Raw genomic sequence first — 19,283 nt, forward strand, 5'->3', positions numbered from 1 at the left:
CTTGACTGTACTTGTGCGGCGGGGGCAAGCACCATTGCGCTCTTGCGCTGCGGTTGTATCCCTCGCCGCTTGCCCTTATTTCTCTCTTTCCTCCCTTCACCATGGTGCGTAAATCAGATATGAGTTCCGCTCTGTCCATCCGGCAGCTAACCAAAACCTACGGCAACGGGTTCCAGGCCTTGAGTGGTATCGATCTGGACGTCGCCGAAGGTGATTTTTTCGCCTTGCTCGGCCCCAACGGCGCCGGCAAATCCACGACCATCGGCATTCTTTCCACCCTGGTGAACAAGACCAGCGGCACGGTGAATATCTTTGGCAATGACCTGGACAAGAGCCCGGCCGCGCTTAAGCGCTCGATCGGCGTGGTGCCCCAGGAATTCAACTTCAACCAGTTCGAAAAGACGTTCGACATCGTCGTGACCCAGGCCGGTTACTACGGCATTGCGGCGAAAATCGCCAAGGAACGTGCCGAGCAGTACCTGACCCAGCTCGGCCTGTGGGACAAGCGCGATGTGCCTTCGCGTTCGCTGTCGGGCGGCATGAAGCGCCGCTTGATGATTGCTCGGGCGCTGGTGCATGAGCCGCGCCTGTTGATCCTCGACGAACCGACGGCCGGCGTCGACATTGAACTGCGTCGTTCGATGTGGACGTTCCTCACCGAACTTAACCAGAAAGGCATCACCATCATCCTCACCACGCATTATCTGGAAGAGGCTGAGCAGTTGTGCCGCAACATCGGCATCATCGACCACGGCACGATTGTCGAGAACACCAGCATGCGTCAGTTGCTCGGCCAACTGCATGTGGAAACCTTCCTGCTCGACCTCAAGGGCAATTTGAGCGTCGCGCCGCAACTGGTCGGCTATCCGTCCCGTTTGGTGGATGCACACACGCTGGAGGTGCAGGTCGACAAATCCATGGGCATCACCGCGTTGTTCGGCCAACTGGCTCTGCAGAACATCGAAGTGTTGAGCCTGCGCAACAAAACCAATCGCCTTGAGGAGCTGTTCGTGTCCCTGGTGGAGAAAAATCTGTCGAAGGTGGCGGTATGAGTTCCGAATTCCGTCCCAACCTCGTCGCGCTCCAAACCATTGTTTACCGAGAGGTCAAACGCTTCACCCGGATCTGGCCGCAAACCCTGCTGCCGCCGGCGATCACCATGGTTCTGTACTTCGTGATCTTCGGTAACCTGATCGGTCGGCAGATCGGCGACATGGGTGGCTTCACTTATATGGAGTACATCGTGCCGGGGCTGATCATGATGTCGGTGATCACCAACTCCTACGGCAACGTGGTGTCGAGCTTCTTCGGTAGCAAGTTCCAGCGTTCCATCGAAGAGTTGATGGTCTCGCCGGTCTCGCCGCACACAATCCTGATCGGCTATACCTGTGGTGGCGTGCTGCGCGGGTTGATGGTGGGTGTGATCGTCACCCTCCTGTCGCTGTTCTTTACCCACTTGCAGGTGCATCACCTGGGCGTGACCCTTCTGGTGGTGGTGCTGACGGCGACGATTTTCTCGTTACTGGGCTTTATCAACGCCGTGTTTGCGCGCAATTTCGATGATATTTCGATCATCCCGACCTTCGTGCTGACACCGCTGACGTATCTGGGCGGCGTGTTCTACTCGATCACTTTGCTGCCGCCGTTCTGGCAGACGGTGTCGCTGGCCAATCCGGTACTGCACATGGTCAACGCCTTCCGCTACGGCATCCTCGGTGTTTCGGATATCCGCATCGGTATTGCGATCACCTTCATGCTGGTGGCGACGGTGGTGTTGTATTTCGGTTGCGCGCGTTTACTGGTGAGCGGGCGCGGGATGCGGACCTGACGCTATGCCCAGTTGCATGCCTGGCTAGTCCGGGCACCACAAAAAACGGCCTCCATTGCGCAGGCCGTTTTGCATTCAAGGCGTTCGGTTTTTCTTGCGCCGCGCCCATTGCCGTGCGACCCACCAGCGCCAATACATCATGACCACGAAGTAGGCGAGGGCGCCCAGCACCAACCCGGACAGCACCGAACCGAGCAAAAACGGTTGCCATAATGTCGACAGCTCACCGCTTATCCATTCCCAGGTCAGTTGATCGGGCAAATGCCGTATCGGCACGTCCATCAGCCACGCACCCACCTTATAAGTGCAAAAAAACACCGCTGGCATGGTGATCGGATTGGTCAGCCAGACCAGGCTCACAGCAATTGGCAGGTTGCCGCGCACCTTGATTGCCAGCGCTGCGGCCACCAGCATCTGCAACGGGATCGGTAGGAATGCGGTAAACAGACCCACTGCCATTGCTCGAGCGACCGAGTGGCGATTGAGGTGCCAGAGGTTCGGGTCATGCAGCAACTTGCCGAGAAATCGTAAGGATTTGTGTTCCCTGATCCTCGTTGGGTCGGGCATGTAGCGTTTGAATAAGCGCCGGGGCATAAGGCTTCTCGGTCGATTAAGGCGGCAAGTATGTCTGGATTCTACGAACCGCCCATTCAGACTTTGTGACAATTGTTGACGACGGTCGTGCCCAAGACCCGCTATGCCTAAGTGCGCGACTCTCAAGGACGGGCTTATGCGCACAGGGATGATGGCGTTGGCAGTCGGTCTGCTGGCCCCGATAGTTTTGCCGGCTTTGCCGCCGGCCGGGTTGGCCGTGTTGCTGGCGGTGGTGGGTTTGATGTTGCTGCCGTTTCGCAGCTATCCATTGGCATTTTTATTGTTTGGTTTCACTTGGGCCTGCGTCGGCGCGCAATGGGCGTTGGATGAGCGACTTTCAACCCGTCTGGACGGCGAAACCCGCTGGCTTGAGGGGCGGGTGGTTGGTCTGCCGCACAATGGCGACGGTGTGGTGCGTTTCGAATTGGCTGATGCGCGCTCGCGTCACGAGAAACTGCCGTCACTGATGCGTCTGGCCTGGTACGCCGGGCCACCGGTCAACAGTGGCGAGCGCTGGCGCCTGGCGGTCAAGCTCAAACGCCCGGCCGGTTTGCTCAATCCGGATGCCTTCGATTACGAAGCCTGGCTGCTGGCGCAACGCATCGGTGCGACCGGTTCGATCAAGGATGGCCGGCGTTTGGCCGAGGCGCGGTGGGCGTGGCGCGACAGCATTCGTCAGCGCTTGCTCGCGGTGGACGCTCAGGGTCGGGCCGGTGCATTGGCCGCGCTGGTGCTGGGCGATGGCTCTGGGCTCAGCCGCGACGATTGGCAGATTCTGCAGGACACCGGCACCGTCCATTTACTGGTGATTTCCGGCCAGCACATCGCAATGCTGGCGGCGGTGATGTACCTGGTGGTTGCCGGGTTGGCCCGTTATGGGCTGTGGCCGCTGCGTTGGCCGTGGCTGCCATGGGCCTGTGCGCTGGCGTTCGCCGCGGCGCTTGGTTACGGGCTGCTCGCCGGGTTCGACGTGCCGGTGCGCCGGGCCTGCGTGATGGTCGGGCTGGTGCTTTTGTGGCGTTTGCGCTTTCGCCATCTCGGCGCGTGGTGGCCGCTGTTGCTGGCGTTCAACGCCGTGCTGTTGCTTGATCCGCTGGCCGGTTTGCGCCCCGGTTTCTGGTTGTCGTTCGCGGCGGTGGCGGTGCTGATCCTTACCTTTGGCGGTCGTCTCGGAGGCTGGCGTTGGTGGCAAACCTGGACGCGGGCGCAGTGGCTGATTGCAATCGGTTTGTGTCCAGTGCTGATGGTGCTGAGCTTGCCGATCAGCCTGAGTGGGCCGTTGGCGAATTTGCTGGCGGTGCCTTGGATCAGTCTGGTGGTGTTGCCGCCGGCATTGCTCGGCACTTTATTGTTACCCGTGCCGTATGTCGGCGAAGGCCTGTTATGGGCGGCCGGCGGTTTGATCGACGGGTTGTTTCGAGCCTTGGCGTTGATTGCCGGGCAATGGCCTGCGTGGATTGCACCGTCGATTCCCGCGTGGGCGTTAGCCATGGGCAGTCTAGGCGCCTTGCTGTTACTGCTGCCGCGCGGTGTACCGATGCGTCCTCTGGGCTGGCCGTTACTGCTGGTTCTGGTCGTGCCGCCACGCGAGCGATTGGACGAAGGCTTGGCCGACATCTGGCAGCTCGACGTCGGCCAGGGGCTGGCGATTCTGGTCCGCACCCGGCATCACACCTTGCTCTACGACGCCGGGCCGCGTTTCGGTGATTTGGACCTCGGCGAACGCGTTGTGCTGCCCGCCTTGCGCAAATGGAGGGTCGAGAAGCTCGACTTGATGCTGCTCAGCCACGCCGATGCCGATCATGCCGGTGGCGCCCTGGCAGTGGCGCGCCACTTGAAGGTGGATCGAGTCATCAGCGGCGATCCGCCCGGGCTGCCAGCCGAACTGAACGCCGAAGCTTGTGAAAGTGGCCGCCGATGGCAGTGGGATGGCGTCGGTTTTCACCTGTGGCAATGGGCGGATGCCCGCGACAGCAACCAGCGCTCCTGCGTATTACAGGTCGAGGCCAACGGCGAGCGCCTGCTGTTAACCGGCGATATCGACACCCATGCCGAACGTGTCCTGCTCGACAGCCCGCTGGCAGTCCCGACGCAATGGTTGCAAGCGCCGCACCACGGCAGCCGCAGTTCTTCATCGATGGCCTTGCTGAAAGTGTTGAAGCCCGGCGCCGTGCTGATTTCCCGAGGTCACGGGAATTCGTTTGGCCACCCCCACCCGACGGTGCTGGCACGCTATCGCAAACAGGGGCTGCGCATTTATGACAGTGCTGAACAGGGCGCCATTCATCTGCAATTGGGCCGCTTCAGGCCACCCTGGACAATGCGCCAACAGCAGCGTTTCTGGCGTGATCCACCGTCATTGACCCATTGATCGGGGCGTGGACGAAGGCGACGTCACGGTCGTCGGGGCGGCGGGTCTTAATCATGAACCGGTATGGTAAAGTGGCGCACTTTTTCGAGGGGACTGTCACTGTGTGGGAATTGGTCAAATCCGGCGGCTGGATGATGTTGCCGATCATTCTGAGTTCCATCGCGGCCATGGCGATTGTCGCCGAGCGCCTGTGGACCCTGCGCGCCAGTCGCGTCACTCCCGAGCATCTGCTGGGTCAGGTCTGGGTCTGGATCAAGGACAAGCAGCTCAATAAAGAAAAACTCAAGGAATTGCGCGCCAATTCGCCGCTGGGGGAAATCCTCGCCGCAGGCCTTGCCAACTCCAAACATGGTCGCGAGATCATGAAAGAGTGCATCGAAGAGGCCGCTGCCCGGGTCATTCACGAGCTTGAACGCTACATAAATGCACTGGGCACCATCGCCGCCATGGCGCCCTTGTTGGGCCTGCTCGGCACCGTACTGGGCATGATCGATATTTTCAGCGCGTTCACCGGTTCCGGCATGGGCACCAACGCCTCGGTGTTGGCTGGCGGTATTTCCAAAGCGCTGATCACCACCGCAGCGGGCCTGATGGTCGGTATTCCGGCGGTTTTCTTCCACCGTTTCCTGCAGCGCCGCATCGATGAACTGGTGGTGGGCATGGAGCAGGAGGCGATCAAACTGGTTGAAGTGGTGCAGGGCGACCGTGACGTCGATCTGGCTGAGGGCAAAGCGTGAAATTCCGTCGCAAACCCCGGGAAACCGTGGACATCAACCTCGCGTCGCTGATTGACGTGGTGTTTATCCTGCTGCTGTTTTTCGTCGTGACCACCACCTTTACCCGTGAAACCCAGTTGCGCGTCGATTTGCCGGAAGCGGTCAGCGGCTCGCCCGCCGAAGATCAGCAGGTCAAACAGATCGACGTCGCCATCAGCGCCGAGGGCGTGTTTTCGGTGAACAACAAGATTCTGCCGAAAAACGATCTGGCCACCCTGATGGAAGCCATGCAGAAAGAATCCAACGGCGACACCAGCCTGCCGTTGTCGATCAGTGCCGATGGCAAAACTCAACACCAATCGGTGATCACTGCCATGGACGCGGCCGGCAAGCTCGGTTTCAGCCATCTGCGCATGACCACGGTCGAGGCGGCGCCCAAATCCTGATGAGCCTGTCTGATCGCTTGCTCGCCGCGTGGTATCAGGGGCACCCGGCCCTGACGCTGCTGCGGCCGCTGGAAATGTTGTACCGCCGCGTGGTGGTCAACAAACGCCAGCGTTTTCTTGATGGCGAAGGTGAAATCTACCAGCCACCAGTGCCGCTGATCGTGGTCGGCAACATCACCGTCGGGGGCACGGGCAAGACACCGATGATTCTCTGGCTGATCGAACACTGCCGGCGCAGCGGTTTGCGTGTGGGCGTGGTCAGCCGTGGCTACGGCGCCAAGCCTGCGCAACTGCCATGGCGAGTCGAGGCTGATCAAAGCGCCGATATCGCGGGCGATGAACCGCTGCTGATCGTTCAGCGCACCGGCGTGCCGCTGATGATCGACCCCGATCGCAGCGCCGCCGTCAAAGCCTTGCTCGAAAGCGAACCGCTGGATCTGATTCTGTCCGACGACGGCATGCAGCATTACCGTTTGGCCCGGGATCTGGAGTTGGTGCTGATCGACGCCGCCCGAGGCCTGGGCAATAAGCGCTGCCTGCCTGCCGGGCCATTGCGCGAGCCGATTGAACGTCTGCAAAGCGTCGATGGTGTGCTGTTCAACGGTGCGCTCGATGATCGCGACGACGGTTTCGCCTTCCGTCTGCAACCCACCGCACTGGTCAATCTGCGCAGCGGCAAACGTATGCCGCTCGATCATTTTCCGGCCGGTCAGGCTGTGCACGCGGTCGCCGGGATCGGCAATCCGCAACGTTTCTTCAATACCCTCGAAGCGCTAGACTGGCGAGCAGTCCCCCATGCGTTTGCCGACCACGCCGAATACAGCGTGCAGGCCTTGAATTTTACACCGTCATTGCCATTGGTGATGACCGAAAAGGACGCGGTGAAGTGCCGTGCCTTCGCTGCTGCCGACTGGTGGTACCTGGCGGTCGATGCGGTGCCGTCGCCGGCTTTTGTGGCCTGGTTCGACACACAACTGATGCGCCTGTTGCCGGATCGTCTTTTGCCTTAACTCTTTTATCCAGGGAATGTTCATGGACACCAAATTGCTCGACATCCTCGCGTGCCCTATCTGCAAAGGCCCGCTCAAGCTCAGCGCCGACAAAACCGAACTGATCAGCAAGGGTGCAGGTCTTGCCTATCCCATCCGTGATGGCATCCCGGTGATGCTCGAAACCGAAGCCCGCACCTTGACCACCGACGAGCGTCTGGATAAATGACCACAGCCTTCACCGTTGTCATCCCGTCGCGATACGCCTCCACTCGGTTGCCGGGCAAACCGTTGCTGTTGATTGCCGGCAAACCGATGATCCAGCACGTCTGGGAGCAGGCGAGCAAAAGCAGCGCCACCCGCGTGGTGGTCGCAACGGACGATGCGCGCATCGTTGAGGCGTGCAAGGGGTTTGGCGCCGAAGTGGTTTTGACCCGTGAAGATCACAACTCCGGCACCGATCGTCTGGCTGAGGTCGCGGCGAAACTGGGGCTTGAACCCGACGCGATCGTGGTCAACGTGCAAGGCGATGAGCCGCTGATCCCACCGAGCGTGATCGATCAGGTCGCCGCCAATCTTGCAGCCCACACCGAAGCGCGGATGGCCACGTTGGCCGAGCCGATCGAGGACGTGGAAACCCTGTTCAACCCGAACGTAGTCAAGGTTGTCAGCGACCTCAACGGCCTGGCGCTGACGTTCAGCCGTGCCACGTTGCCGTGGGCCCGCGATGCCTTCGCCAAGAGCCGCGAGCAACTGCCCGAAGGCGTGCCGTACCGTCGCCACATCGGCATTTATGCCTACCGTGCTGGTTTCTTGCAGGACTTCGTGAGTTGGGGGCCGTGCTGGCTGGAAAACACCGAATCCCTCGAGCAACTGCGTGCCTTGTGGCATGGCGTGCGTATTCATGTGGCTGACGCTCTGATCGCGCCGCCGACCGGTGTCGACACCGCCGAAGACCTCGAGCGCGTCCGTCGCCTGCTGGAGGCCTGATGCGCGTTCTGTTTGTGTGCCTGGGCAACATTTGCCGGTCACCCACTGCCGAAGGCGTGCTGCGCCGCAAACTGCGTGAGGCCGGGTTGGCGGATCAGGTTGAAGTGGCTTCTGCCGGTACTGGTGACTGGCACGTCGGCAACCCACCGGACAAGCGCAGCCAGGCCGCGGCCAAAGTGCGTGGCTATGACCTGTCGGCGCAACGCGCGCAACAGGTCAGCCGTGCCGATTTCGCCCGTTACGACCTGATCCTGGCCATGGACAACAGCAACCTGCGCAATCTCAAGGCCTTGCAGCCGTCCACCGGCAAGGCCGAACTGGATCTGTTCCTGCGTCGTTATGCCGGTGTGGTCGATGACGTGCCAGATCCGTACTACGACGGCGATCAGGGCTTCGAGCAGGTGCTGGATCTGATCGAGACGGCGTGTGACCAACTGTTGATCGAAGTGAAGGGCCGGTTATGAGTTTGCAGGTGCAACCCGGGGTTTCCCTGAAACCGTTCAACAGTTTTGGCGTTGATGTGCAGGCGCAACTGTATGCCGAAGCCCACAGCGACGCCGAGGTGCGTGAGGCGCTGAGCTATGCTGCTGCTCACCAGGTGCCGTTGCTGGTGATCGGTGGCGGCAGTAACTTGCTGCTGACCGCTGACATTGCGGCGCTGGTGCTGCGCATGGCCACACGCGGTATCCGCGTGATCAGTGATGACGGCAACCGTGTGGTGATTGAAGCCGAAGCGGGCGAACCGTGGCATGCGTTTGTGCAACACACCTTGGCACAGGGTTTCTCCGGACTGGAAAACCTCAGCCTGATTCCCGGCACCGTTGGTGCAGCGCCGATGCAAAACATCGGTGCCTACGGTGTCGAGATCAAGGATGTATTTGCCGGGCTCACCGCGCTGGATCGTCAGAGCGGCGAGCTGCGCGATTTCACCCTGGAAGAATGCAACTTCGCCTACCGCGACAGCCTGTTCAAACAGGAGCCGGGGCGTTGGCTGATTCTGCGGGTGCGCTTCAGACTCGATCGCGTGGCACATCTGCACCTGGAGTACGGCCCGGTGCGTCAGCGCTTGACCGAACAGGGCATCGAACAGCCGACGCCCACCGACGTCAGCCGCGCCATTTGCAGCATACGCAGCGAAAAACTGCCGGACCCGGCAGTGCTCGGCAATGCCGGTAGCTTCTTCAAGAACCCGCTGGTGTCGGCGGCGCGGGTGGCGCAGATCAAGGAGCAGCACCCGGATCTGGTGGCGTACGCGCAGCCAGACGGGCAGATGAAGCTGGCGGCCGGTTGGCTGATCGAGCGCGCAGGCTGGAAAGGTTTTCGTGAGGGCGATGCCGGTGTGCATAAATTGCAGGCGCTGGTGCTGGTCAACTACGGGACGGCGACAGGCCTGCAATTGCTCGATCTGGCGCAACGTATCCAGAACGATATTGCCGAGCGTTTCAATGTCGAGCTTGAAATGGAGCCCAATCGTTATTGAGGCTACGCTTGCAGAACACCATCCCAAGCCCTGCACCGATTAAAAAGTGCAGGGCTTTTTTGTTAACGCTGGGTTAACTTAGTGAGCTAACGATACCAGCCATTTGCTCCATCAAAGGCCCGGTGCAGGCGTTCCCGTCGGCACAAGAGAGCCTCATTAGCCTGAGTCGATCTGCGTGAACCCTCCGTTGCTTTTTCGGCAGCAGATTGCTCGACCCCATAACCTCCATGAATATGCGGGCGTGCCCATGATTACCCTGAAACTCAATGGTCAAGACCATTCCCTTGACGTCACCGAAGACATGCCGCTGCTGTGGGCCATTCGCGACGTCGCCGGTTACAACGGCACCAAGTTCGGCTGCGGCATGGGCTTGTGTGGCGCGTGCACGATTCATATCGACGGCTTGCCGGCACGCAGTTGCATCACGCCGATCGGCTCGGTCGTCGGGCAGAACGTTACGACCATCGACAACCTGCACGCTGATCCGGTCGGGCAAGTCGTCCAGCAAGCCTGGCTCGACAGCGCCGTGGCCCAGTGTGGTTTCTGTCAGGGCGGGCAGATCATGTCGGCCACTGCATTGCTGAAAACCAACCCGAACCCGAGCGACCAACAGATCGAAGAAGCGATGGTTGGCAATATCTGCCGCTGTGGCACCTACAACCGAATCAAAACCGCGATCCGTCAGGCTTCCACTCATTTGAAGGAGGCCAAGGCATGAGTCGTCTACCCCATGATTTCGCCCTGAGCAATCTCAGCCGTCGCGGTTTTCTCAAAGGCGCCACCGCCACCGGTGCACTGGTGTTGGCAGCGAGTTGGGGTTGGCAGGATGCGTTGGCTGAGGACAAACCGAAGAAGTTCGGCGCCGACGGCATGCCCAACGGCTGGATCGACGATCCGAAGGTTTACGTCAGCATCGCCGCTGATGGCACCGTGACCGTGGTCTGCAACCGTTCCGAGATGGGCCAGGGCGTGCGTACCAGTCTGACCATGGTGGTGGCCGACGAGTTGGAGGCCGATTGGGCTCACGTCAAAGTCCAGCAGGCGCCGGGCGATGAAGTGCGTTTCGGTAACCAGGACACTGACGGTTCGCGCAGCATGCGCCACTGGTATGAACCGATGCGCCGCTGCGGCGCGGCAGCCCGGGCGATGCTGGAACAAGCGGCGGCCGAGCAGTGGAAAGTGCCGGTTGGCGAGTGTCATGCACAGTTGCACAAAGTGCTGCATAAACCGTCCGGCCGTGAGCTGGGCTATGGTGAACTTGCCGCTGCGGCCAGTGCGTTGGCGGTGCCGGCGCGTGACAGTCTGCGCCTCAAGCAGCCGTCCGAATTTCGCTACATCGGGAAGGAGGGCACCAAAGCCATCGACGGTGATGACATCGTCAAGGGGCGCGCGGTGTACGGCGCCGATGTGCATTTCGATGGCATGTTGTACGCCACCATTGCCCGGCCAGCGGTGTATGGCGGCAAGGTCAAATCGCTGGATGACAGCGCCGCGCTGAAGGTCCCCGGCGTGCTTAAAGTGATGCAGATCGAAAGTCGTCCGTTGCCCTCGGAGTTCCAGCCGTTGGGCGGAGTCGCGGTGGTCGCCAGTAACACGTGGGCTGCGATCAAGGGGCGCGAGGCGCTGAAGATCGAGTGGGATGACGGCCCGAACGCCAGTTACGACTCGGTTGCCTACCGCAAGGAACTGGAAGCCGCGTCGCTGAAACCCGGCAAAGTGGTGCGCAACACTGGCGATATCGACAAAGCCATGAGCGGCGCCGCGAGCACCCTTCAAGCCTCTTATTATTTGCCACATCTGGCGCAAGCGCCGATGGAGCCAATGGTCGCGATTGCCCGCTACCAGGACGGCCACTGCGAAGCCTGGGCGCCGAGTCAGGCACCGCAGGTTACCCGTGAGCGAATCAGCGAGCGTTTAGGGCTGCCTTTCGACAACGTGACCGTTAATGTCACCTTGCTCGGCGGCGGTTTCGGTCGCAAGTCGAAACCCGACTTTGTCATCGAAGCGGCAATCCTCGCCAAGCAATTCCCCGGCAAAGCCGTGCGGGTACAGTGGACGCGCGAAGATGACGTTCACAATTCGTACTTCCACACCGTGTCCGCTGAATACCTGAAGGCTGGCGTCGACAAGGACGGCATGCCGTCCGGCTGGTTGCACCGCACCGTGGCGCCAAGCATTACCGCGCTGTTCGCGCCGGGCATGAATCATGAAGCGGCGTTCGAGTTGGGTATGGGCTTCACCAACATGGCGTATGCGATTCCCAATGTGCGTCTGGAAAACCCCGAAGCCACGGTGCATACGCGGGTTGGCTGGTATCGCTCGGTGTCGAACATTCCCCATGGTTTCGCGATCCAGAGCTTTGTCGACGAACTGGCGCACAAGGCCGGTGAGGATCCGCTCAAGTACCAGATCAAGCTGCTTGGCCCGGATCGGCAGATCGACCCGCGCACGTTGAGTGAAGAGTGGAACTACGGCGAATCCCCTGAGCGTTATCCGATCGACACCGGGCGTATGCGCACCGTGCTGGAAACCGCTGCCAAGGCGGCCGGTTGGGGGCGCAAACTGCCCAAGGGCCGTGGTCTGGGATTGGCGGTGCATTACAGCTTCGTGACTTACGTGGCAGCGGTGATTGAGGTCGAGGTCAAGGATGACGGCACGCTGATCGTGCACAAGGCTGACATCGCTGTGGATTGCGGGCCGCAGATCAACCCTGAACGCATCCGGTCGCAGTTCGAGGGCGCGTGTGTCATGGGCCTGGGGAACGCGGTGCTGGGTGAAATCAGCTTCAAGGACGGTAAGGTTCAACAAGACAACTTCCACATGTATGAAGTGGCGCGCATGTCGCTGGCGCCCAAGGACGTCGCGGTGCATCTGGTGACGCCGCCGGGTGATGTGCCATTGGGCGGCGTCGGTGAGCCAGGTGTGCCGCCTATCGCGCCGGCGTTGTGCAACGCGATTTTTGCGGCGACCGGCCAACGCATCCGGAACCTGCCGGTGCGTTATCAGTTGCAGGGCTGGCAGAAGGCGAAAGCGTGATGGACAGCGTCGACCTGAACGTCCTGCGCAGCGTGCACGAATGGCGCCGCGCCGGGCAGCGGGTCGTGCTGTTCAGCGTGGTGCAGACCTGGGGCACCGCGCCCCGGGCTCCTGGCGCGATGTTGGCGTTGCGCGAAGATGGCGTGGTGATCGGCTCGGTGTCGGGTGGGTGTGTCGAGGATGACTTGATCGCCCGTCTGCACGACGGACGCATCGCTACCGACGGGCCGCCCGTGCAATTGATCACTTACGGCGTTACCCGTGAAGAAGCGGCGCGCTTCGGCTTGCCTTGCGGTGGCACGTTGCGTCTGACTGAAGAGCGCGTCGGCGATTCGGCGTGGGTGGCCGAATTGCTCGCACGTTGCGAAGCCCACGAGATTGTGGCGCGCGAGCTGAATATCGACACCGGTGAAGTGGTGTTGTCGCCAGCCAGCCAGTCCGATTCGCTGCTCTTCGACGGCAAAACCCTGCGTGCCATCTATGGCCCGCGTTGGCGTCTGCTGTTGATCGGTGCCGGGCAATTGTCACGTTACGTCGCGGACATGGCGCGGTTGCTGGATTTCGAGGTGTTGATCTGCGATCCGCGCGCCGAGTTCGTCTATGGCTGGGAAGAGCATCACGGTCGTTTCGTCCCCGGCATGCCGGATGATGCAGTGTTGAGCATTCAGACCGACGAACGCACGGCGATTGTCGCGCTGACTCACGACCCGCGCCTGGATGATATGGCGCTGCTCACTGCGCTCGACTCGCGAGCTTTTTACGTCGGCGCGCTGGGGTCACGGGTCAACAGCCAGAAGCGTCGGGAAAATCTGGCCCAGCTAGGCTTGTCGGCACAGGCCATCAGTCGATTGCACGGTCCGATCGGGCTGCACATCGGCAGTCATTCGCCGGCGGAAATTGCTTTGTCCTTGCTGGCAGAAATCGTCGCGATCAAAAACGGCGTCGAGCTGAAACAGATAAGGGCAGTGGAGGGCGCATGAGTCGATCCATTGCTGTGATTGTGCTGGCAGCGGGCGAGGGCCGTCGCTTTCGCGAAGTGGCGGGCGCCGACAAGGATAAGTTACTGGCTGATTGCGCCGGTCGTGATGGCGCCGTGCGTTCGGTGATCGAGCAGGTCTTGGTCAATCTGCCGGCCAGTCTCGACAAGCGAATCCTTGTGACGACTGAAGCGCGGCCGCAGGCGATGCGCATGGCGCAGGCTTATGGTTGCGAGGTGCTGTCAATTGCATCGACCGGGATGGGCGACAGTATTGCAGCGGGTGTGGCGGCGTGTCCGGATGTGGATGGCTGGCTGATCGTGCTGGGGGATATGCCGTTTATCTTGCCGTCGAGTATCGAGCAGGTGGCGGCGGCGATGGCCGATGATGCGGTGAGCGTGCCGGTGCTGGATGGCGAGTTTGGGCATCCAGTCGGGTTCGGCCGTTCGTTGGGGGCGCGGTTGCAGGCGTTGTCGGGTGAGCGCGGTGCCAGGCCTTTGTTCAAGCAGGGACGGGTGGTGGAAGTGGTGGTGGAGGATCCCGGGGTGCTTTGGGACATCGATGTGCCGCAAGCCTTGGTCTTTGCTCAAGCTTGAGCTTATTGGGGGTTCTTGATAGCCCTCACCCGAAAGGCGAGGGGACTGACCAGGCAGTTTTTTCGAGGTTTTTTTGCCTGCGATTTATCCGCTTCACGACAAAACCCGCTATCGTCGCCGCCATTCGAAACAGAGGCGAGCATGGGCTATCTACTTTTTGTCACGCTGATCCAGGCGTTTTCTTTCAGTCTGATCGGTGAATACCTGGCCGGTCATGTCGACAGTTACTTTGCGGTGCTGGTGCGTGTGGTGCTGGCCGGGCTGGTGTTCATCCCGCTGACCCGCTGGCGTTCGGTGGAGCCGGCGTTCATGCGCGGCATGCTGCTGATCGGCGCATTGCAGTTCGGCGTGACCTACGTCTGCCTGTACCTGAGCTTCCGGGTGTTGACGGTGCCGGAGGTGTTGCTGTTCACCATCCTCACGCCGTTGCACGTAACGCTGATCGAAGATGCGCTGAATCGCCGCTTCAACCCATGGGCGCTGGTCGCCGCACTGGTGGCGGTGGGCGGCGCGGCGGTGATTCGTTTCGACCGGATCAATCCGGACTTCTTCATGGGCTTCCTGCTGCTGCAACTGGCCAACTTCACCTACGCCGCCGGGCAGGTGCTGTACAAGCATCTGGTGGCAAAACATCCCAGCGATCTGCCGCATTACCGGCGCTTCGGCTTCTTCTATCTCGGTGCGCTGGCGGTGGTGTTGCCAGCGTTCCTGATGTTCGGCAAAGCCAACTTCCTGCCGGAAGCGCCGCTGCAATGGGGGGTGTTGCTGTTCCTCGGTCTGGTCTCGACGGCGTTGGGCATGTACTGGTGGAACAAGGGAGCGTGCCTGGTCAACGGCGGGACTTTGGCGGTGATGAACAACCTGCATGTACCGTTGGGCTTGCTGCTGAATCTGCTGATCTGGAATCAGCATGAGGCGCTTGGAAGATTGTTCCTCGGCGCGAGTGTGATTCTGGCAGCGGTGTGGATCAGCCGGTTGGGGATCCGCAAACCACTGGCCAGCGCATAACCCACTGTGGGAGCGGGCAAGCCCGCTCCCACCGTTTTTGCTTCGCGGTGTTACATCAAGTGTTTCTGGGCTTCGGGAATGTGGCTTGCACCCAACACCGCCGGCAGCAACCCCGTCCGCAGATCCCCGCCGCTTGGCTGCTGATACAGGCTCAGGCCAAACTCCGGCAACACCGCCAGCAGATAGTCAAAAATATCTCCCTGAATCCGCTCGTAATCGGCCCACGCCGTGGTGCGGGTGAAACAGTAGATTTCCAGGGGAATGCCTTGAGCCGTGGTCTGCATCTGACGGACCATGCAGGTCATGTTCGGCTGGATCTCTGCGTGGCTTTTCAGATACGCCAGCGCATAAGCGCGGAACGTTCCAAGGTTGGTCATGCGTCGACGATTGGCGGACATCGCCGCGACATTGCCCTGGGCTTGGTTCCACGCCTTGAGCTCGGCTTTCTTGCGGCCCATGTAGTCGGTCAGCAGATGTACCTGGCTCAGCTTCTCTTCTTCATCATCGCGAATGAAACGCACACCGCTGGCGTCGATGAACAGGCTGCGTTTGATCCGCCGCCCGCCAGACTGCTGCATGCCGCGCCAGTTCTTGAACGACTCGGACATCAGGCGCCAGGTCGGGATCGAGACGATGGTCTTGTCGAAGTTCTGCACCTTGACCGTGTGCAGGGTGATGTCGACCACGTCGCCATCGGCACCGACTTGTGGCATCTCGATCCAGTCGCCGACCCGCAGCATGTCGTTGCTGGTCAGTTGCACGCTGGCGACGAACGACAGCAGCGTGTCCTTGTAGACCAACAGAATCACCGCCGACATCGCGCCCAGACCCGAGAGCAGCAACAGTGGCGAACGGTCGATCAGGGTGGCGACGATGATGATTGCGCCAAACACGTACAAGACCATTTTCGCCAGTTGCACATAGCCCTTGATCGAGCGAGTGCGGGCGTGTTCGGTGCGTGCATAGATGTCGAGCAAGGCGTTGAGCAGGGCGGTGACCGACAGCAACAGGAACAGGATGGTAAACGCCAGCGCCACGTTGCCCAGAAAGGTCATGGCGGTGTCACTCAGTTCGGGCACCAGATGCAGGCCGAACTGGATGACCAGCGATGGCGTCATTTGCGCCAGACGCTGAAACACCTTGTTGTGGCGAAAATCGTTGATCCAGTGCAGCGAAGGCTGGCGGCCGAGCATGCGGCTGGCGTGCAGGATCAGGTAGCGCGCCACTCGTCCGAGTACCAGCGCGATCACCAGCAACACTGCCAAAGCCAGGCCGGCCTGCAAGAGTGGATGCTGTTCCAGGGTGCCCCAGAGGTCCTGGGCGTTGAGCCAGAGCTGTTTGAAATCCATAAGAGAAACGATTCTTCTGTAAGACGCGATGGGCGATTAGAGCATTTAAGACGCTGTGTATTACCGTAAGAGACAAATCAGGCAACAAAAAACCACTGATTAGCACCGTTTGTATAAAGAAACTCGGCCTGAGCGCTCGAAACCGGTAACCTATGCAGCTGTTTTTTTGCATATCTTCGAGGTAGCACCCGTGTTTTCCCAATTCGCCCTGCACGAACGCCTGCTTAAAGCCGTGGCCGAGCTGAAATTTGTCGAGCCAACGCCTGTGCAAGCCGCGGCCATTCCGCTGGCGCTCCAGGGGCGTGACCTGCGGGTGACGGCGCAAACCGGTAGCGGCAAGACCGCCGCTTTCGTACTGCCGATCCTCAACCGCCTGATCGGCCCGGCCAAGGTCCGCGTCAGCATCAAAACGCTGATCCTGCTGCCCACCCGTGAACTGGCCCAGCAAACCCTGAAAGAAGTTGAGCGTTTTTCGCAGTTCACCTTCATCAAGTCCGGCCTGATCACCGGCGGTGAAGACTTCAAGGTGCAGGCCGCCATGCTGCGCAAGGTGCCGGACATCCTCATCGGCACCCCAGGCCGGATGATCGAGCAACTCAACGCCGGCAACCTCGATCTGAAAGAAGTTGAAGTGCTGGTGCTCGACGAAGCCGACCGCATGCTCGACATGGGTTTTGCCGAAGACGTGCAGCGTCTGGTCGATGAATGCCCGAACCGTCAGCAGACCATGCTGTTCTCCGCCACCACCGGCGGTTCCGGCCTGCGCGAGATGATCGCCAAGGTGCTGAACAACCCTGAGCACTTGCAACTCAACGCGGTCAGCCAACTGAACTCGACCACCCGTCAGCAGATCATCACCGCTGACCACAACCAGCACAAAGAACAGATCGTGAACTGGCTGCTGGCCAACGAGACCTATCAGAAAGCAATCATCTTCACCAACACCCGCGCCATGGCCGACCGCATCTATGGTCGTCTGGTGGCTCAGGAATACAAGGCGTTCGTGTTGCACGGCGAGAAAGACCAGAAGGATCGCAAACTGGCGATCGATCGTCTGAAGCAGGGCGGGGTGAAGATTCTGGTAGCGACCGACGTCGCGGCCCGTGGTCTGGACGTCGATGGTCTGGATATGGTTATCAACTTCGACATGCCACGCAGCGGCGACGAATACGTACACCGCATCGGTCGTACCGGTCGTGCCGGTAACGACGGTCTGGCGATCTCGCTGATCTGCCATGGCGACTGGAACCTGATGTCGAGCATCGAGCGCTACCTGAAGCAAAGCTTCGAGCGCCGCACCGTCAAGGAAGTCAAAGGCACCTACGGCGGGCCGAAAAAGGTCAAGGCCTCGGGCAAAGCCGTCGGCGTGAAGAAGAAAAAGACCGACGCCAAGGGCGACAAGAAGAAAACCGCCGCCAAGACGCCGACCAAGCGCAAGAGCGTCAATCGTCCGAAGCCGGACTCTCTGGTGAGCAGCGACGGCATGGCCCCGCTCAAGCGCCGCAAGCCGGCAGAGCCTGCGGCTGAGTAAGTCGTTTCAGGCGCACACAAAAAACCCGGACAGTGTCCGGGTTTTTTACGGCCGGGATTTGTCAGCTCCCGAGCTGCCCGCTGGTGTCGGCATCAAAACGTTGCTTTGCCGTGTCAGCGGCCGGCTTCAGCAGGGCGAGCAGCGCCGCCTCGCTGTACAACCGGGTGCCCGCCAGTTCTTTGGGCGTTGGATCGATTGGAATCAGCACATCTTCACCGTCGGCGTGCAGCCAGATCGCCACAACGTGCAGCGCTGAAACAAACAACACCCGCAGCTCAACGGTTTTACCCTGCAGTTGTGGTGACTGTTCGGCCAGTTTCAGCGCTCCGACAGTCGCGGCGGCGAGCGTCCCGTGGTTCAACGAGGCGAACTCGACGTGACCGCGTACATCGGCCAGTTGCGCATCGGCAATCGTCACGCCATCGGCGAACACCAGGTAATGCCAGTCGCCCACCTTGGCGTCTTTCAGCCCTTTGCCGGTGCTCAGGTCATCCAGACTCAATGAGTAGCCGCGATAGGCTTCGCTGAGGCTGATTTTCGCAGGTGCTGCATTGGCAAACTGGCGATTGGCGCCGAAGCCTTGGGTTTGCAGTGCGGCTTGCAGCGCCGGACGCAGTGTCTGAACGCCGTTGGAAGGCGCCTTTGGATAAGTCAGTTGCATGATGTCGCCCTCCTAGTTTTTGGCGGTGAAGTAAGTGTGGGTCCAGTTGCCGCCACCGTTATACGAACCGGGGAAAGCGTTCAACGCACGGGTCGAATAGCCATAGATCGAGTCGGCGACCAGCACGTAGTTGCCGTTGGTGCCATAGATCGTCAGGAAGTGCGCACCGCCGCCGTACCAGGCACAGCGCAGGCCGACCGGACGGCCCATGTTGATCTGGTTCTGGATGGCCGACATCTGCAGCGAACCCTGATTCATGCCGTTGTAACTGCGCGTGGTGCGCAGGGCGGAATCCAGATAGCCGTAAACGTTGCACGGCCCCGGCTGATTGCAGCAGTTGCGATTCAGTTCCGAACTGGCCACACCGCACTGGGTCCAGGACCCGGTGCCGTAATAGTTGCCGACCGAAGCGGAAACGGCGGCCCAGCACCAGTTGGTCTGGGTTTGTTTCTGCATGCTGAAGTTGAGGCTTGCAGTGGCGAGGGCGTTGATCTGTTCAGCCGCTTCGACTTCGACCAGTTGCGGGTCAAGCAGATGGCTGCTCAAGCACCTTGGCAGCGTTTCGCCGGTGAATCGGGTTGCTTCATTGGTTAACATTTTTTCAATCCTCCATGAGTGAAAACAAGCGTCCAGCTTGTGTGGTTGTAGCGGTGTTGCCGAGCGATCGGTGGTTAAAGGTTTTCATCTGCGATGAACGGTGCCGATCTCCTT

The 19,283-nt window shown here is 60.5% G+C and carries 20 protein-coding genes; 16 read left to right on the forward strand and 4 right to left on the reverse strand.

Annotated features, from left to right (window positions below):
* The first annotated feature begins 119 nt into the window (after positions 1–119).
* Positions 120–1,052, forward strand: a complete 933-nt coding sequence (locus tag AACY18_RS02300) for an ABC transporter ATP-binding protein (protein WP_339430803.1) — start codon at positions 120–122, stop codon at positions 1,050–1,052.
* Positions 1,049–1,828: an ABC transporter permease gene (locus tag AACY18_RS02305; RefSeq protein ID WP_339430802.1), complete on the forward strand. Its 780-nt coding sequence runs from the start codon at positions 1,049–1,051 to the stop codon at positions 1,826–1,828. Before AACY18_RS02300 ends, AACY18_RS02305 begins: the two co-directional genes overlap by 4 nt.
* A gap of 75 nt (positions 1,829–1,903) precedes the next feature.
* On the opposite strand, the gene AACY18_RS02310 is transcribed toward AACY18_RS02305, so the two are convergent.
* On the reverse strand, positions 1,904–2,422 hold the full coding sequence (locus AACY18_RS02310) for a DUF2062 domain-containing protein (RefSeq protein ID WP_339430801.1): 519 nt from the start codon (positions 2,420–2,422) through the stop codon (positions 1,904–1,906).
* A 136-nt stretch (positions 2,423–2,558) separates the two neighbouring features.
* Here AACY18_RS02310 and AACY18_RS02315 point away from each other — a divergent pair, with 136 nt between their 5' ends.
* The 13 genes from AACY18_RS02315 to AACY18_RS02375 all read left to right on the forward strand — a co-directional run bounded on the left by AACY18_RS02315 (position 2,559) and on the right by AACY18_RS02375 (position 15,031).
* The gene (locus AACY18_RS02315; protein WP_339464095.1) at positions 2,559–4,793 is read left to right on the forward strand and encodes a DNA internalization-related competence protein ComEC/Rec2; all 2,235 of its coding nucleotides are present in this window, start codon (positions 2,559–2,561) and stop codon (positions 4,791–4,793) included.
* A gap of 101 nt (positions 4,794–4,894) precedes the next feature.
* Positions 4,895–5,530, forward strand: coding sequence for a MotA/TolQ/ExbB proton channel family protein (locus AACY18_RS02320; protein WP_221733720.1), 636 nt, complete (start codon positions 4,895–4,897; stop codon positions 5,528–5,530).
* A complete protein-coding gene (locus AACY18_RS02325) occupies positions 5,527–5,955 on the forward strand; it encodes an ExbD/TolR family protein (protein ID WP_221733712.1) in 429 nt (142 codons plus the stop codon). Before AACY18_RS02320 ends, AACY18_RS02325 begins: the two co-directional genes overlap by 4 nt.
* Positions 5,955–6,965, forward strand: a complete 1,011-nt coding sequence (gene lpxK / locus AACY18_RS02330; RefSeq protein ID WP_339430799.1) for a tetraacyldisaccharide 4'-kinase — start codon at positions 5,955–5,957, stop codon at positions 6,963–6,965. The genes AACY18_RS02325 and lpxK overlap by 1 nt, the downstream gene beginning before the upstream one ends.
* Before the next feature lie 22 nt (positions 6,966–6,987).
* Positions 6,988–7,173 carry a Trm112 family protein gene (locus AACY18_RS02335; protein ID WP_187677807.1) on the forward strand — a complete coding sequence of 62 codons (186 nt, stop codon included), beginning with the start codon at positions 6,988–6,990 and terminating at the stop codon, positions 7,171–7,173.
* Positions 7,170–7,934 (forward strand): 3-deoxy-manno-octulosonate cytidylyltransferase, encoded by a 765-nt coding sequence (gene kdsB, locus AACY18_RS02340; protein ID WP_221733710.1) that lies wholly within the window; start codon positions 7,170–7,172, stop codon positions 7,932–7,934. The genes AACY18_RS02335 and kdsB overlap by 4 nt, the downstream gene beginning before the upstream one ends.
* Complete coding sequence (locus AACY18_RS02345; RefSeq protein ID WP_339430798.1) at positions 7,934–8,398, forward strand: low molecular weight protein-tyrosine-phosphatase; 465 nt, start codon at positions 7,934–7,936, stop codon at positions 8,396–8,398. Before kdsB ends, AACY18_RS02345 begins: the two co-directional genes overlap by 1 nt.
* The gene (murB, locus tag AACY18_RS02350) at positions 8,395–9,414 is read left to right on the forward strand and encodes a UDP-N-acetylmuramate dehydrogenase (RefSeq protein ID WP_339430797.1); all 1,020 of its coding nucleotides are present in this window, start codon (positions 8,395–8,397) and stop codon (positions 9,412–9,414) included. Before AACY18_RS02345 ends, murB begins: the two co-directional genes overlap by 4 nt.
* A 247-nt stretch (positions 9,415–9,661) precedes the next feature.
* Positions 9,662–10,132, forward strand: a complete 471-nt coding sequence (locus AACY18_RS02355) for a (2Fe-2S)-binding protein (RefSeq protein WP_221733707.1) — start codon at positions 9,662–9,664, stop codon at positions 10,130–10,132.
* On the forward strand, positions 10,129–12,450 hold the full coding sequence (locus AACY18_RS02360) for a xanthine dehydrogenase family protein molybdopterin-binding subunit (protein WP_339464096.1): 2,322 nt from the start codon (positions 10,129–10,131) through the stop codon (positions 12,448–12,450). Before AACY18_RS02355 ends, AACY18_RS02360 begins: the two co-directional genes overlap by 4 nt.
* Entirely contained in the window at positions 12,450–13,430 is a 981-nt protein-coding gene (locus AACY18_RS02365) for an XdhC family protein (RefSeq protein WP_339464097.1), read from the forward strand. The genes AACY18_RS02360 and AACY18_RS02365 overlap by 1 nt, the downstream gene beginning before the upstream one ends.
* The gene (locus AACY18_RS02370) at positions 13,427–14,023 is read left to right on the forward strand and encodes a nucleotidyltransferase family protein (RefSeq protein ID WP_339464098.1); all 597 of its coding nucleotides are present in this window, start codon (positions 13,427–13,429) and stop codon (positions 14,021–14,023) included. Before AACY18_RS02365 ends, AACY18_RS02370 begins: the two co-directional genes overlap by 4 nt.
* A 141-nt stretch (positions 14,024–14,164) precedes the next feature.
* Positions 14,165–15,031, forward strand: coding sequence for a carboxylate/amino acid/amine transporter (locus AACY18_RS02375; protein ID WP_339464099.1), 867 nt, complete (start codon positions 14,165–14,167; stop codon positions 15,029–15,031).
* 50 nt (positions 15,032–15,081) lie between these two features.
* On the opposite strand, the gene AACY18_RS02380 is transcribed toward AACY18_RS02375, so the two are convergent.
* Positions 15,082–16,380, reverse strand: coding sequence for a mechanosensitive ion channel family protein (locus AACY18_RS02380; protein ID WP_221733702.1), 1,299 nt, complete (start codon positions 16,378–16,380; stop codon positions 15,082–15,084).
* A gap of 190 nt (positions 16,381–16,570) precedes the next feature.
* Here AACY18_RS02380 and AACY18_RS02385 point away from each other — a divergent pair, with 190 nt between their 5' ends.
* Positions 16,571–17,911: a DEAD/DEAH box helicase gene (locus tag AACY18_RS02385; RefSeq protein WP_339430791.1), complete on the forward strand. Its 1,341-nt coding sequence runs from the start codon at positions 16,571–16,573 to the stop codon at positions 17,909–17,911.
* Positions 17,912–17,972: 61 nt separating this feature from the next.
* Here the strand turns inward: AACY18_RS02385 and AACY18_RS02390 are convergent, their stop codons facing one another.
* Together AACY18_RS02390 and AACY18_RS02395 are read right to left on the reverse strand one after the other, a co-directional pair.
* Positions 17,973–18,572, reverse strand: a complete 600-nt coding sequence (locus tag AACY18_RS02390; RefSeq protein ID WP_339430790.1) for a hypothetical protein — start codon at positions 18,570–18,572, stop codon at positions 17,973–17,975.
* Positions 18,573–18,584: 12 nt separating this feature from the next.
* Entirely contained in the window at positions 18,585–19,169 is a 585-nt protein-coding gene (locus tag AACY18_RS02395) for a papain-like cysteine protease family protein (protein ID WP_339430789.1), read from the reverse strand.
* Positions 19,170–19,283: the final 114 nt, after the last annotated feature.

This window comes from Pseudomonas sp. EA_65y_Pfl2_P74 (assembly GCF_963970575.1).
Classification (GTDB): Bacteria; Pseudomonadota; Gammaproteobacteria; order Pseudomonadales; family Pseudomonadaceae; genus Aquipseudomonas; species Aquipseudomonas baetica_A.

What these genes read in the sequence shown, in the direction of transcription:
- AACY18_RS02335 (WP_187677807.1), top strand. Translation starts at nt 6,988, where the DNA reads ATGGACACCAAATTGCTCGACATCCTCGCGTGCCCTATCTGCAAAGGC.
- AACY18_RS02395 (WP_339430789.1), bottom strand. Translation starts at nt 19,169, where the DNA reads ATGTTAACCAATGAAGCAACCCGATTCACCGGCGAAACGCTGCCAAGG.
- kdsB (WP_221733710.1), top strand. Translation starts at nt 7,170, where the DNA reads ATGACCACAGCCTTCACCGTTGTCATCCCGTCGCGATACGCCTCCACT.
- AACY18_RS02380 (WP_221733702.1), bottom strand. Translation starts at nt 16,380, where the DNA reads ATGGATTTCAAACAGCTCTGGCTCAACGCCCAGGACCTCTGGGGCACC.
- AACY18_RS02370 (WP_339464098.1), top strand. Translation starts at nt 13,427, where the DNA reads ATGAGTCGATCCATTGCTGTGATTGTGCTGGCAGCGGGCGAGGGCCGT.
- AACY18_RS02305 (WP_339430802.1), top strand. Translation starts at nt 1,049, where the DNA reads ATGAGTTCCGAATTCCGTCCCAACCTCGTCGCGCTCCAAACCATTGTT.
- AACY18_RS02365 (WP_339464097.1), top strand. Translation starts at nt 12,450, where the DNA reads ATGGACAGCGTCGACCTGAACGTCCTGCGCAGCGTGCACGAATGGCGC.
- lpxK (WP_339430799.1), top strand. Translation starts at nt 5,955, where the DNA reads ATGAGCCTGTCTGATCGCTTGCTCGCCGCGTGGTATCAGGGGCACCCG.
- AACY18_RS02375 (WP_339464099.1), top strand. Translation starts at nt 14,165, where the DNA reads ATGGGCTATCTACTTTTTGTCACGCTGATCCAGGCGTTTTCTTTCAGT.
- murB (WP_339430797.1), top strand. Translation starts at nt 8,395, where the DNA reads ATGAGTTTGCAGGTGCAACCCGGGGTTTCCCTGAAACCGTTCAACAGT.
- AACY18_RS02300 (WP_339430803.1), top strand. Translation starts at nt 120, where the DNA reads ATGAGTTCCGCTCTGTCCATCCGGCAGCTAACCAAAACCTACGGCAAC.
- AACY18_RS02345 (WP_339430798.1), top strand. Translation starts at nt 7,934, where the DNA reads ATGCGCGTTCTGTTTGTGTGCCTGGGCAACATTTGCCGGTCACCCACT.
- AACY18_RS02360 (WP_339464096.1), top strand. Translation starts at nt 10,129, where the DNA reads ATGAGTCGTCTACCCCATGATTTCGCCCTGAGCAATCTCAGCCGTCGC.
- AACY18_RS02355 (WP_221733707.1), top strand. Translation starts at nt 9,662, where the DNA reads ATGATTACCCTGAAACTCAATGGTCAAGACCATTCCCTTGACGTCACC.
- AACY18_RS02315 (WP_339464095.1), top strand. Translation starts at nt 2,559, where the DNA reads ATGCGCACAGGGATGATGGCGTTGGCAGTCGGTCTGCTGGCCCCGATA.
- AACY18_RS02390 (WP_339430790.1), bottom strand. Translation starts at nt 18,572, where the DNA reads ATGCAACTGACTTATCCAAAGGCGCCTTCCAACGGCGTTCAGACACTG.
- AACY18_RS02310 (WP_339430801.1), bottom strand. Translation starts at nt 2,422, where the DNA reads ATGCCCCGGCGCTTATTCAAACGCTACATGCCCGACCCAACGAGGATC.